Annotated in this window: 12 protein-coding genes and 1 rRNA gene; 5 read left to right on the forward strand and 8 right to left on the reverse strand. The window is 70.5% G+C overall.

The features are described from left to right. Window positions 1-94 precede the first annotated feature (94 nt). From ACTMTI_RS20755 to ACTMTI_RS20765, 3 genes are read right to left on the reverse strand one after another with little or no spacing between them, the layout of a single operon-like run. The gene (locus ACTMTI_RS20755; protein WP_441122078.1) at window positions 95-994 is read right to left on the reverse strand and encodes an NAD kinase; all 900 of its coding nucleotides are present in this window, start codon (window positions 992-994) and stop codon (window positions 95-97) included. Beyond that, window positions 991-1,803 (reverse strand): TlyA family RNA methyltransferase, encoded by an 813-nt coding sequence (locus ACTMTI_RS20760; protein ID WP_441122079.1) that lies wholly within the window; start codon window positions 1,801-1,803, stop codon window positions 991-993. Before ACTMTI_RS20760 ends, ACTMTI_RS20755 begins: the two co-directional genes overlap by 4 nt. Continuing rightward, window positions 1,800-1,982: a hypothetical protein gene (locus ACTMTI_RS20765; protein WP_441122080.1), complete on the reverse strand. Its 183-nt coding sequence runs from the start codon at window positions 1,980-1,982 to the stop codon at window positions 1,800-1,802. Before ACTMTI_RS20765 ends, ACTMTI_RS20760 begins: the two co-directional genes overlap by 4 nt. Window positions 1,983-2,110: 128 nt before the next feature. Between ACTMTI_RS20765 and ACTMTI_RS20770 the strand changes: the two genes are divergently transcribed. After that, on the forward strand, window positions 2,111-2,458 hold the full coding sequence (locus ACTMTI_RS20770) for an SCP2 sterol-binding domain-containing protein (RefSeq protein WP_441122081.1): 348 nt from the start codon (window positions 2,111-2,113) through the stop codon (window positions 2,456-2,458). A 69-nt stretch (window positions 2,459-2,527) separates the two neighbouring features. Here ACTMTI_RS20770 and ACTMTI_RS20775 read toward each other — a convergent pair whose 3' ends face one another. Next, window positions 2,528-3,499 carry an HAD-IIA family hydrolase gene (locus tag ACTMTI_RS20775; RefSeq protein WP_441122082.1) on the reverse strand — a complete coding sequence of 324 codons (972 nt, stop codon included), beginning with the start codon at window positions 3,497-3,499 and terminating at the stop codon, window positions 2,528-2,530. Between the two features lie 88 nt (window positions 3,500-3,587). On the opposite strand from ACTMTI_RS20775, the gene ACTMTI_RS20780 reads away from it, so the two are divergent. Then, on the forward strand, window positions 3,588-4,028 hold the full coding sequence (locus tag ACTMTI_RS20780) for a TipAS antibiotic-recognition domain-containing protein (protein WP_441122083.1): 441 nt from the start codon (window positions 3,588-3,590) through the stop codon (window positions 4,026-4,028). A 258-nt stretch (window positions 4,029-4,286) separates the two neighbouring features. On the opposite strand, the gene ACTMTI_RS20785 is transcribed toward ACTMTI_RS20780, so the two are convergent. Continuing rightward, window positions 4,287-4,709, reverse strand: a complete 423-nt coding sequence (locus ACTMTI_RS20785) for a tetratricopeptide repeat protein (RefSeq protein ID WP_441122085.1) — start codon at window positions 4,707-4,709, stop codon at window positions 4,287-4,289. 112 nt (window positions 4,710-4,821) lie between these two features. Here ACTMTI_RS20785 and ACTMTI_RS20790 point away from each other — a divergent pair, with 112 nt between their 5' ends. Further along, a complete protein-coding gene (locus ACTMTI_RS20790; RefSeq protein ID WP_441122086.1) occupies window positions 4,822-6,201 on the forward strand; it encodes a DUF1015 family protein in 1,380 nt (459 codons plus the stop codon). Between the two features lie 120 nt (window positions 6,202-6,321). Here the strand turns inward: ACTMTI_RS20790 and ACTMTI_RS20795 are convergent, their stop codons facing one another. Then, window positions 6,322-6,720: a single-stranded DNA-binding protein gene (locus ACTMTI_RS20795; protein ID WP_441122087.1), complete on the reverse strand. Its 399-nt coding sequence runs from the start codon at window positions 6,718-6,720 to the stop codon at window positions 6,322-6,324. Window positions 6,721-6,830: 110 nt separating this feature from the next. On the opposite strand from ACTMTI_RS20795, the gene ACTMTI_RS20800 reads away from it, so the two are divergent. Then, window positions 6,831-7,757 (forward strand): MBL fold metallo-hydrolase, encoded by a 927-nt coding sequence (locus ACTMTI_RS20800; protein WP_441122088.1) that lies wholly within the window; start codon window positions 6,831-6,833, stop codon window positions 7,755-7,757. Between the two features lie 54 nt (window positions 7,758-7,811). On the opposite strand, the gene ACTMTI_RS20805 is transcribed toward ACTMTI_RS20800, so the two are convergent. Further along, the gene (locus ACTMTI_RS20805) at window positions 7,812-9,047 is read right to left on the reverse strand and encodes a hypothetical protein (RefSeq protein ID WP_441122089.1); all 1,236 of its coding nucleotides are present in this window, start codon (window positions 9,045-9,047) and stop codon (window positions 7,812-7,814) included. Between the two features lie 1,696 nt (window positions 9,048-10,743). On the opposite strand from ACTMTI_RS20805, the gene ACTMTI_RS20810 reads away from it, so the two are divergent. Beyond that, on the forward strand, window positions 10,744-11,520 hold the full coding sequence (locus ACTMTI_RS20810; protein ID WP_441122090.1) for an SAM-dependent methyltransferase: 777 nt from the start codon (window positions 10,744-10,746) through the stop codon (window positions 11,518-11,520). 53 nt (window positions 11,521-11,573) lie between these two features. Here ACTMTI_RS20810 and rrf read toward each other — a convergent pair. Next, window positions 11,574-11,690 (reverse strand): 5S ribosomal RNA (gene rrf / locus ACTMTI_RS20815). Window positions 11,691-11,898: the final 208 nt, after the last annotated feature.

Consider the following 11,898-nt stretch of genomic DNA (forward strand, 5'->3'; position numbering starts at 1 on the left):
GCCCACTCCCGTCACCGCCGTGTCTGATGGTCACACGGCATCGTCTCCGAACAGATGTGCCCACGCGATCCTACGCGCTCCGCCTCTCATTCACTCAGGGTCGCACCCTTCCGCGCCATCCCTGAACAGGAAGTTCGAACTTGGCGACCAACCTGTCCGTGAACGGCGCGCCGGTGCTCTCCACGCCGTGCAGCCGCGCCAGGCGTACGGGCTCGGCCCCTCTGCGGACCTCCACCCGCGAGCCCGACGGCAGCTCGAACCTGCGCCGCCCGTCGCACCACAGGACGCCCCCTGGCGTGTCGGGCAGGATCTCGACGGCCAGCTTGGAGCGCGGCGAGACGACCAGCGGCTTGGCGAACAACGCGTGCGCGCTGATGGGCACCATGAGCAGCGCCTCCACCTCCGGCCACACGATCGGTCCGCCGGCGGAGAAAGCATAGGCGGTCGAGCCGGTCGGCGTGGCGCAGATCACGCCGTCGCATCCCCAGCGTGACAACGGCCGGCCGTCGATCTCGGCGACCAGCTCCAGCATGCGGTCCCGCTTCTCGACGCTGACCTCGTTGAGCGCCCACGTGTCGGCCAGGACCCGGCCGTTCAGCCTGGCGAGGACATCGATCGTCATGCGCTCTTCGACGTCGTAGCGGCCCGCGACGACGTTGTCGACCGCCGAGGCCAGATCGGCCACCTCGGCCTCGGCCAGGAACCCGACGTGCCCGAGATTGACGCCCAGCAGCGGCGTGCCGGCGGGCCTGGCCAGCTCGGCGGCGCGCAGGAGCGTGCCGTCGCCGCCGAGCACCATCATGACCTCGGCGTCCTTGACCGCGCTCGGGTCGCCGGGCACCGCCTCGGCGCCGCGGCAGCCGATCTCGTCGGCCTCGGCTTCCAGCACCCTGACGGTGATGCCGGCGTCGACCAGCCGGTCGATGACCAGGCGGGCGCTCTCGACGGCGGCGTCCCGCCCGGTGTGTACGGCGACCAGAACGGTCCGGTTCATTGCGGCCCTTCCGCGACGGCACGCTGGATCTCGGCTTCGAGGTCGGCGACCGGCGGCTCGCCCTCTCCCTTGCCCAGCCAGAGCAGATATTCCACATTTCCCGACGGTCCCGGCAGCGGACTGGCGGTGACGCCGCGCACGGTCAGCCCGAGCTCCCGCGCCTTGGCCGCGGCCTCGCGCACGGCATGCGCCCGCAGCTCGGGATCGCGTACGACGCCGCCCGCCCCGACGAGGTCCTTGCCCACCTCGAACTGCGGCTTGACGAGCATGACGAAGTCGGCCCGCGACGCGGCGACAGCGGCCAGCGCGGGCAGCACCAGCCGCAGCGAGATGAACGACAGGTCGCCCACGATCAGCGTGGGCGGCTCGCCGACCATCTCGGGGGTCAGGTCGCGGACGTTGACGCGCTCCATCACCGTCACCCGCTCGTCGGTGCGCAGGGACCAGGCGAGCTGGCCGTAGCCGACGTCGACCGCGAGCACGTGGCCTGCGCCGCGGCGCAGCAGCACGTCGGTGAAACCGCCCGTGGAGGCGCCCGCGTCCAGGCAGCGGCGGCCCTCGACGGCCAGGCCCTTGAACGTGTCGAGCGCGCCGATCAGCTTGTGCGCTCCCCGCGAAACATAGTCGGGGCCGTCGCCGGAGGCGGCCACGACGATGGCGGAGGCGGTGTCGACCTGGGTGGCGGGCTTGCGGGCCGGTTGGCCGCCGACGGTGACCCGGCCGGCGTCGATGAGCTGGGCCGCCTGCTCGCGCGATCGCGCCAGCCCTCGGCGTACCAGCTCGCTGTCGAGGCGGATCCGCCGGCTCACTGGTCTCCCTGAACCGGTTCGGCAACCGCGTCCACAGCGGCTAGCGTGGCCTCCAGCTCGGAAAACGCTTCGTCGAAGACTGGGACGTGCGCGCTGACGGGCACCTCGCCAAGGCGGCCGAGGCCGGCCACGATGGCGTCGACCCGCTCGTCGCCGGTCCCCTCCGGCAGCTCACTCATGACTCGACCGTAACGCCTCCCGCGAGCGTCCGGCACCTTGGAAGGCGTGTCAGACGTTGAAGGTCATGCGGGGACGTTACCGGATGTGGAACGCTACGGTCCGCAAAGGGAAAGAAAGGATGCTCACCATGGCAAGCGTCGAGGAGTGCCGGGAGGCACTGGCCAAGCTCGTCGCCCAGTTCGACGAGATCGATGCGGAGGATCGTGCCAAGCATGTGGTGGAACGCACGGTCAGCTGCCGGGTTCCCGACCTCGACGTGATCTTCTACGGCCGGCTGCACCACGGGGGGCTGGACCCGTTCACGCAGGAGCCGCCCGCGGACGGCAAGACCGCCGACGTCAAGCTCACGATCGTGAGCGACGACCTGATCGCGCTGGTCGACGGGGAGCTGGACCTGGCGCGCGCGCTGCTCGGTGGCCGGGTGAAGATCGACGCCAGCTTCGGCGACCTGCTGCGCCTGCGCCGGCTGATCTGAGGGACCGTTGACCGTCCTGCCGCCCCATCGGAGCCGGCACGATTGACGCCGTCGCTGGGGCGGACCGGATCACCCGATGCGCTCCAGAACGGGCTTGACCGCATCCTCCTCGACCTGCCCGTCCCCCGCCGCCGCCCACGCGGCGTCGCACGCCGCCCGCAGCCCGTCGATCCGGCTGCCGTCCCCGTCGAGGCGCAGTGCGCCGTCCTGCCACCGGGCCCGCCAGCCCCCGCAGGCTCCGTCTCGCACCTCCGGATAGGGCACGAGCAGCGCGTCCAGCCCTTCGGCGACGTACGTGGGCCGGTGCCCGGGTCCCGCCGTCAGCGCGTCGAGAGCCGTGGCCACCCCTGTGAGCACCAGCAGGCTCTCGACCCCGGCGTTGGAGGCGCCCTCGATGTCGGTGTCCAGCCGATCCCCCACGACCAGCGGCCGCCGCGCCCCCGTACGGATCATCGACTCCCGGTGCAGCGGCGGATCGGGCTTGCCCGCGTAGACGGGCTCGACCCCGGTGGCGGCGGCGATCACCCGGACCATCGCCCCGTTCCCCGGCAGTTCCCCGCGTCCGGTGGGCATCGTGCTGTCCCCGTTGGACGCCACGAACCAGGCCCCCTGCCGTACCGCCAGCGCCCCCTCGGACAGCAGCCCGTACGACAGGCCCGGGGCGATCCCCTGCACCACGGCGACAGGCGAATCGAGGGCGGTCGAGACCGGCCTGAGCCCCTGGGCCCGTACCGCCAGCCGCAGCCCGGACCCGCCGACGACGAGCACGTTCGACCCGGGCGGCACCCGTTCGGCGATCAGCCGCGCGGCGGCCTGCGCGGAGGTCACCACATCCGCGGCCGTAGCGGGCGCCCCGAGCTCGCGCAGATGCGCGGCGATGGCGGCGGGAGTCCGGGAGGCGTTGTTCGTGACGTAGGCGAGCCTTACCCCCCGCCCACGTGCCTCCTCCAGCGTGGCCGGCGCCCCGGGCACCGCGTGGGCGCCCAAGTAGACCACGCCGTCGAGGTCGAGCAGCAGGGTGTCATAGCCGTCGATCAGCACAGCGCCTCATCCCGTTTTTTTCAGTTTGACTCTCACGCCGCGTGAGACTTTAGCGTCGCCCCCGTACTCACCTAGAGAAGGGATGGCCATGTCCACGAAGCTCAACCTCACTCCTGGGGAACGCGCGGAGGTGTTCGGCGATTTCAACCCGGACGATCACGCGGCGGAGGCCGAGCAGCGCTGGGGCGGCACGCCGGCCTGGACGGAGTCGACGCGGCGTACGGCGTCGTTCACGAAGGAGGACTGGAAGCGGTTCACCGCGGAAGGGGGCGCGATCTCCGAGCGCATGGCCGAGGCGATGCGCGCGGGCGCGCCGGCGGACGGCGACCTGGCCGTGGATCTCGCCGAGGAGCACCGGGCCTACATCACCCGCTGGTGCTACGCGTGCACGTACGAGATCCACCGCGGCCTCGGGGACCTGTACGTCACCGATCCCCGTTTCACGGCCTCCATCGACCAGACGGCGCCCGGCTTGGCCGCCTATTACCAGGCGGCCATCGCCGCCAACGCCACCCGCCACAACGCCTGACCCCCCGGCATCCACCGGAACGACCCCATCCGGTCCCGCGCCGCCCGGCATGGCACCGCACCCACCCGGTGCCACACGCCACCGCTGGTGCACTCCCACCGGCCCGCCCGAAAAGTCCGCCGGGGTCGGGCAGCCGGCGGCGGAGCCTGCGCTGGAGCCCTTCAGGTGGATGCCGCGGCGGTGGGGGCGGGGCAGGCGGGGCCACTGCAGGTTGCCGTACGAAACACAAGGCGACAATGAATGACGTCCATCGAGGAATCAGATCTCGCGACGAGCGCGCAAAGTGGCGCGGACGCTTTTCAACGCCGACACATAATGTCGCTCATCCGGGCGCATGGCGACCGCGATCGCCAGCGGCTCCTGCGCCCCTTCCACATCTCCAGTACGCCACAACGACAACCCCAGCCCGAAGTACGCATAGTCCTCAGCGGGGTTGGCGTCCACGATCTGCCGAAAGCTGGCCGCGGCCTCGGCGTACTGGCGGGAATTGAACTGCGCCCGCGCCAGCGCCTCAAGAATGCTGCGTGATTCGGGCTCGGCCGCCGCGGCACGCTCCAGCAACGCGGCCGCGGCCGCGGGGCTCCCCTCTTGGAGCAGCTTCACCCCGCGCTGGTACCAGTCGTAAACACCGCCACGGGGAGCGCCAGAGGGATCGTCATGAATGTTGTCGTCTTGAGTCATGGGTGAGGACTCCCTTCATCGCTGGACGACGGGCCCGCCCTGCCCTGCTGCGGGACGGGCACGGGCTGCAACCAAGGGGCGACTCTCGGAAGGGGCAAACATTTATGGGAGCATGCCCGGTATGGGGACTCCTGAACTGCCGGTGCCAGACGGACTGCTGCTACGGCCCTTCCGAGGTGTGCGTTTCGCTGTCGAAGATCCCGCCAAGGTGACCTCCCCACCCTACGACCTGATCTCTGACGCGGACGTAGACGCCCTCCTGCGACTTCACCCGAACAACGTCGTCCGCCTCATCCTTCCCTGCTCGTCCAGGAGCGACTCCTCTCCCGAGACTTCGGCCGCCGCCGGGAGCCGGCCGGAACCGGCCGGCTCCGGCCCGGCCGAAGTCCCGCTCGAAGCCAGGTACACCGATGCCGGGGACACGCTCAAGGCCTGGCTGGGCTCGGGCGTGCTGGCGCCGGACGAGGTGCCGGCGCTGTACGTGTATGAGCAGAGCGGGCCGGGCGTCCAGCAGCGCGGCCTGATCGGCGACGTGGGCCTGGCCGACCCGGGGCAGCACATCATCCTGCCCCACGAGGACGTCCTGCCGGGGCCCATCGCCGACCGGCTCGCGCTCATGAGCACCACGCAAGCCAACCTCGAACCGATCTTCCTGCTGTACGACGGCGCGAACGGCACGGCGACCCGCCTGGTGGACGAGGTGGCCGCGAAGCGCAGCCCGCTCGTGTCCGCCCACACCGAAGACGGGCTCACGCACCGCCTATGGGCGATCACCGACGAGGCGGAGATCGCCGCGATCAACGCCGACCTCCACGATCGGCAGGCACTTATCGCCGACGGCCATCACCGGTATGCGACGTATCGCCTTCTCCAACGCCAAGAACGCGTCACGCACCGGACCCGGCAGCCTGGCGGGACCGCTGCCGGGCCGTGGGACTTCGGCCTGGCCCTGCTCGTCGATTCGACCGCGTACCCGCCCGATCTCAAGGCCATCCACCGGGTGATCCCCGACCTCCCCCTGGAAGAGGCGGCCGCCAGGGCCAAGGGCTCGTGGCGGGTCCGGGACTATGCCGACCTGGCAGAGGGCGTGGCCGCGCTCGAGGACGCCCCCGAGCCGGCCTTCCTGCTCGCCGGCGAAGGCGGTGCACACCTGCTCACCGATCCCGACCCGGTGCAGCTGGCCCACGCCATGCCCGCCGACCACTCCGACCGCTGGAACTCCCTCAACACCGCCGTCCTCACGGAGTTCGTCATGCCCAAGGTGTGGGGCATGCGCGACGACGAACAGGCCGTACGGATCGTCCACCACGACACGGAAGCCGCGGTGCGTCTGGCGGTGCGCACCGGTGGCACCGCCGTGATCCTCAAGCCGCTCGCGACCGACGACGTGCTGGCCGTCGCCGCGGGCGGTGAACGCGTGCCCCGCAAGTCCACCTCCTTCGGCCCCAAACCCAGAACCGGTCTGCTCCTCCGTACGTTCGCCATCGACTGAGACGTCCGTCCCTCGTCTCCTGCCGGCGGGCGAGGCACCCAGGACACCTCGCCCGCCCGTCCAAGCACCACGACGGTCAGCGCCCCGGACAGCTCCGACGCGAGCGGCGCAGGGCGCGGGTCAACTCGCCTGCGCCATCTCGGCCGCCCGCCGGGGGGCGGGGACGGCCGGTGGCTCATCGGGGTGGTCGTCGGGTCCGGGTGGCGCGGCTTCGACTGGTTTGGCGGTGCTCACCTCCACCTCGTACTTCCAGATCTTGGCGGCCGAAGGGCCGAAGACGCGGCAGCGGAAAGCTCCCGTCACCTCGATGTAGTCGCGGGGTTTCAGGCTGCGGACTATGGCGGCCGTCTCTCGGTTGAAGGTGACGCACGGGATGCTGTCCGTCAGGGTGCCCCCTCGCCGATGCCTGCGGCGGCGCACGATGACGCGCCACTTCGTCACGGTGTCGCCGCTCGGCAAGGAATGCTCCTCGACCGCCGCCGAGAGCCTCCCCACCAGCACGACCTCGTTTCGCTCCACTGTCGTCCTCCTGTCGGTGCTCTGGTGGAGATCACTCTCTACGATGAAGGGGAGGTCGGATCGGCCGGAATGCCGTTCTGGGGACAACGACTGCGCGCTCGGGAGTGCCTGTGGACAACATCACCGCTCTAGGCGGCGACGTCTATGAGATCGACACCAAGATGGCCGGATACTCGGGCATCACGGCCGGCTATCTGATCCTGGGCGACCGGCCGTGCCTGGTGGAGACGGGCACCTCGACGTCGGCCCCGGTGGTGCGCGACGCGCTCGCCTCGCTCGGTGTCGGCCCGGAGGACCTGGCGACCGTCGTGGTGACCCACATTCATCTGGATCACGCCGGCGGGGTGGGGGACATCGCCAGATTCTTCCCGTCCGCTCAGGTCGTCGTCCATGAGAAGGGCGCTCGCCACCTGGCTGATCCGGCACGGTTGATGGCCAGCGCGCGGATGGTGTGGGGCGACAAGCTCGACACGCTGTTCGGTGAGCTGTCCCCCACCGAGGCCGAGCGCATCGTCGCCCTGGGCGACACCGGCGCCATCGACCTGGGCAACGGGCGCACGCTCAACAGCCACTACTCCCCCGGGCACGCGAAACACCACGTGGGGCTCGTCGACTCCGCCACCGGCGACCTGTACGTCGGCGACGCGGCAGGCGTATACCTGCCCCAAACGGGCGACCTGCGCCCCGCGACGCCCCCGCCGGACTTCGATCTGCAGACGGCCCTCGACTCGATCAAGCTGTTCGGGGCGCTGGGGCCGCAGCGGCTGCTGTTCAGCCACTACGGGCCGGTCGAGGCGGTCCAGGAGACCCTCGACCGGTCCGCGGAGGAGCTTCGCGTCTGGGTCGATCTCACCCGCCAGGCGCATTCCGAGGGCATGGACCTGGACCACGCCGTCGCCATGGTCAGGGACCGCACGAAGGAGCGGTACACCGCACTGACGTCGGATGACGCGACGGCCGAGCAGTTCGAGCTGCTGAGCGGCGCACCGTCGAACGTCGCGGGCATCCTCCACTGGCTCGACCGCGTCTCCCCGTAGCCGGAGGACATGGCTCCGCCGTACCCGATCATCCGGGTACGGCGGAGCGTCGCGCTAGTCGTCGTTCTTCGGCCGGTTCCGGGTGGGTTCGTCGTCCTCGTTCAGCGTGTCGCCGAAGTCGGGCTCGATGAACGCAGGCGTGATGCGCGGCTGCGCCGTCGCCTCACGGACATTCGCCTGCTCAGCAGCACTCTCAGGACGGTCGCCCCGACCCGGCTCACCGGTTTCCGTAACGTCCGAGACATCAGCGGGCTCGGCGTTCTCGGGCTCGCCGTCCGAAATGCCGGCCGACTCGCCCTCAACCGGCTCACCGGCCAGAACGTCCGCATCATCCGGAAGCTCCGCAGCCTCCGGCCCACCAGACAGAATGTCCCCATCGTCCGGAAGCTCGGCGGCCTGCGCAGCCCCCCTCTCACCAGACAGAACGTCCCCATCGTCCGAAAGCTCGCCGGTCTCGGCAGCCCCCGGCCCACCAGACAGAACGTCCTCAACGTCCGAAAGCTCGCCGGCCTCCGGCTCGTCGCCCGGGAGGTCGGCCTCAGCCTCGCTGTCCAGGACGTCGCCCGCCTCGGCCAGGGCCGCTTCGTCGTCCACCTCGGCCGCCTCCGCGGTCTCGGCCGCGTCGTCGGTGTCGAAGTCCTCCTCGAGGTCCTCCTCGATGTCCTCGATGACGGCGCCGGTCAGCTCGGCGTACCGTTCCGCGGCGTCCGTCTCACCGTCCTCATCGAAGGCCATCGCCCTGCCGAACCAGTCCGTGGCCGCCTCCGTGTGCCCGGCGTCGGCCAGGGCGTCCGCGTACGCGAACGCGAGCCGCGCCGACCACGGCTTGGGCTGCGGGTCGCGCAGCTCGGGCAGGCGCTGCAGGGTGATCACCGCGGCGTCGTGCTGGCCGAGGTCGCGGCGGGCGCCGGATTCGACGATGCTCAGCTCGATGCGGCCGGCTCGGTCCAGGCGTTCGGCTTCCGGCGAACGTACGAGGTCGATGGCTCGCTCCGGACGGCCCAGACCGCGCTCGCAGTCGGCCATGATCGGCAGGTACGCCTCCGACCCCGTCATCCTCCGTGCCGCCCGCAGATCGCTCAGCGCCTCGGAGAAGTGCCCGGCGCGGTACGCGACGATGCCCGCGGCCTCACGCACGACGCCGATGCGAGCCGCGAACCGGCGCGCCACCTTCGTGTGCTCGTGCGCCTGGTCGGGGTCGTCGTCCTCCAGCGCCCGCTCGGCGGCGACCAGGTGCCTGCCTACGAGGTCGGAGAGGTCGCCGGGGAGCGAACGGAGCTCCTCCAGCACTTCCTTGTCGAGCTCGTCCGCGGTGATGTCGGGAGCGACCTCGGGCAGCCTCTCGCGCGGCGGGGCCTCGGCGTCACGGTCGGGCCTGCCGTACCTGGCGCGGGTGCCCGCGTCAGGACGCTCCTCGCGCCCGCCGCGATCGTCCCGGGAGAACGGGCGGGAGCCGCCGTCACGCCGGGAGGCGTAGCCGCCTTCCCCGCGCGGGCCCCGGTCGTCACGGAACCCACCCTCACGACGCGGACCCCGATCATCACGGAACCCGCCCCCGGGCCGGGCGCCACGATCGCCGTAGCCCCCCTCACGCCTGGGACCGGAACCGCCGCCCTCACGACGCGGACCGCGGTCGTCACGGAACCCACCCTCACGACGCGGGCCACGGTCGTCACCGGAACCGCCGCCGTCACGCCTGGGGGCGCGATCGCCGTAACCGCTGTCGCGCCTGGGACCGCTGTCGTCGCGGAACCCGCCCGGCCGACGCTCGCCGTAGCCGCCCTCACGACGCGGGCCACGATCATCACGGAACCCACCCCCAGGCCGGGCGCCACGATCGCCGTAGCCCCCCTCACGCCTGGGACCGGAACCGCCGCCCTCACGACGCGGGCCACGATCATCGCGGAATCCACCCTCGCGACGCGGACCCCGATCGTCACGGAATCCACCCTCACGACGGGGGCCTCGGTCGCCGTAACCGCCTTCCCGGCGGTCACCGTAGCCGCCCTCGCGACGCTCGCCAGGACCGCCCTCACGACGCGGCCCACGGTCATCGCGGAATCCACCCTCACGACGCGGACCCCGATCGTCACGGAACCCGCCCCCAGGCCGGGCGCCACGATCGCCGTAGCCCCCCTCACGCCTGGGGCCGGAACCGCCGCCCTCACGACGCGGGCCACGATCATCCCGATCGCGGAACGGACGCCGCTCATCACCCTCACGACGCGGACCCCGATCATCACGGAACCCGCCCCCAGGCCGGGCGCCACGATCGCCGTAGCCCCCCTCACGACGAGGGCCTCCGTAACCGCCTTCCCGGCGGTCACCGTAGCCGCCCTCGCGACGCTCGCCAGAACCGCCCTCACGACGCGGCCCGCGATCATCCCGATCGCGGAACGGACGCCGCTCATCGCCTTCACGACGCTGACCCCGGTCGTTCCCGTCCTGGTCGCGGTAGGTGCGGTCGTCGCCGCCACGGGGTCCGCGGTCCGCGCCCTCGCGACGAGGCCCGCGGTCGTCGCGGAACCCGCCCGCAGGCCGGGCGCCACGGTCTCCGTACCTGCCCTCGCGGCGGTCACCGTAGCCGCCCTCGCGACGCGGGCCACGGTCGTCCCGGCCACCGTCGTCCCGCCGCGGTCCTCTGTCCTCGCGGCCGGAAGAGCTGGGCCTGTCGTCGGAACGGAACGGACGGTCGCCTCCGAGGTCTCGCCCGCGCGAGCCGTGCCCGCCGTTCCTGCCGCCCTCGCCCGAGCGCCTATCCTTGTCGTCGCCGCGGCCGCGCTGTCCGCCGTCCGATCCGTTTTCACTGTTCACTTCTGGTCCATTTCGTTGGCTCACCCAGCGGACTCACAACGACGGTCCACCGTGGCAGGTCGCCGCCCGCCATCGGGCCTTACGCGACGAAGGCCACCCGTGGGGTGGCCCGGTCCCTCCAGCCTAGCAAGCCGGAGAACGTCGATGAGCCCGGCTCAACCCGATAAATCGGTTGGCCATAAACACCGGGCCAGCAAGACTGCTCACCATGTCACTTCGTTTCCACGAAATCGCCGAGTCCCGGCATCGGATTCTGAACCCGCTGACCGACGGCAAGCTCGATCTGCTCGGCGAGATCTGCCGCCCCACACCGGATTCCCGCCACCTCGATCTGGCGTGCGGAAAGGGCGAGCTCCTTTCCCGCTGGGCCGCCGATTACAGCACACAAGGCGTCGGCGTGGACATCAGCAAGGTCTTTCTGACCGCTGCGAGAAACCGTGCCCAGGAGCTCGGAGTGGCCGACCGGCTGGATTTCATCGAAGCCGACGCCGGCACGTACGCGGATGCCCCCGAGTCGTACGACATCGTCTCCTGCATAGGCGCGACCTGGATCGGCGGTGGCCTCAAGGGCACCTTGTCCCTCATGCGCCGGCATCTGCGCCCGGGCGGTATCGCTCTCGTGGGCGAGTGCTACTGGATATCCCCGCCGCCGCCCGAGGCCTACGAATTTCTCGGCATGGAGAAAGGCCTGTTCACCTCGCTTGCCGGCACGGATGACCGCATCGAAGAGGCCGGCTTCGAACTCCTCGAAATGGTGCTGGCCAACCCGGACACCTGGGACAGGTACGTCGCCGGCCAATGGTGGACGATCAGCGATTGGCTGCGCGAGAATCCGGCCGATCCCGACGCCCTGGCCATGCAGGATTTCCTCACGCGTGCCCGCCGCTCGCACCTCGAGTACGGCCGCCGATATCTGGGCTGGGGCGTCTTCGTCATCCGGCCCCGATAACGCAAAAAGGCCCCCGACCGGCACGGTCGGGGGCCTTTTTGCGTTCAAAGATTGTGCGGCGATGACCTACTCTCCCACACCCTCCCGAGTGCAGTACCATCGGCGCTGGGAAGCTTAACTTCCGGGTTCGGAATGTAACCGGGTGTTTCCTTCCCGCCATAACCGCCGCAACCCTATGAAACTGACAAGCATGCCGCTTGTTGTTTCAGAATTGCATAGTGGACGCGAGCAAGATTTCTTTGGTGTGGCGCGGCTCCGGACCCGGCGAAGAGTAACAGAGCGCAGCACACACCAAAGCATTATGCTTTGTGGTCAAGTCCTCGGCCTATTAGTACCGGTCAGCTCCACACGTTACCGTGCTTCCACCTCCGGCCTATC

It is taken from the genome of Nonomuraea sp. H19 (genome assembly GCF_052068215.1).
Lineage (GTDB): Bacteria > Actinomycetota > Actinomycetes > Streptosporangiales > Streptosporangiaceae > Nonomuraea.

What these genes read in the sequence shown, in the direction of transcription:
- ACTMTI_RS20755 (WP_441122078.1), bottom strand. Translation starts at nt 994, where the DNA reads ATGAACCGGACCGTTCTGGTCGCCGTACACACCGGGCGGGACGCCGCC.
- ACTMTI_RS20765 (WP_441122080.1), bottom strand. Translation starts at nt 1,982, where the DNA reads ATGAGTGAGCTGCCGGAGGGGACCGGCGACGAGCGGGTCGACGCCATC.
- ACTMTI_RS20770 (WP_441122081.1), top strand. Translation starts at nt 2,111, where the DNA reads ATGGCAAGCGTCGAGGAGTGCCGGGAGGCACTGGCCAAGCTCGTCGCC.
- ACTMTI_RS20780 (WP_441122083.1), top strand. Translation starts at nt 3,588, where the DNA reads ATGTCCACGAAGCTCAACCTCACTCCTGGGGAACGCGCGGAGGTGTTC.
- ACTMTI_RS20785 (WP_441122085.1), bottom strand. Translation starts at nt 4,709, where the DNA reads ATGACTCAAGACGACAACATTCATGACGATCCCTCTGGCGCTCCCCGT.
- ACTMTI_RS20790 (WP_441122086.1), top strand. Translation starts at nt 4,822, where the DNA reads ATGCCCGGTATGGGGACTCCTGAACTGCCGGTGCCAGACGGACTGCTG.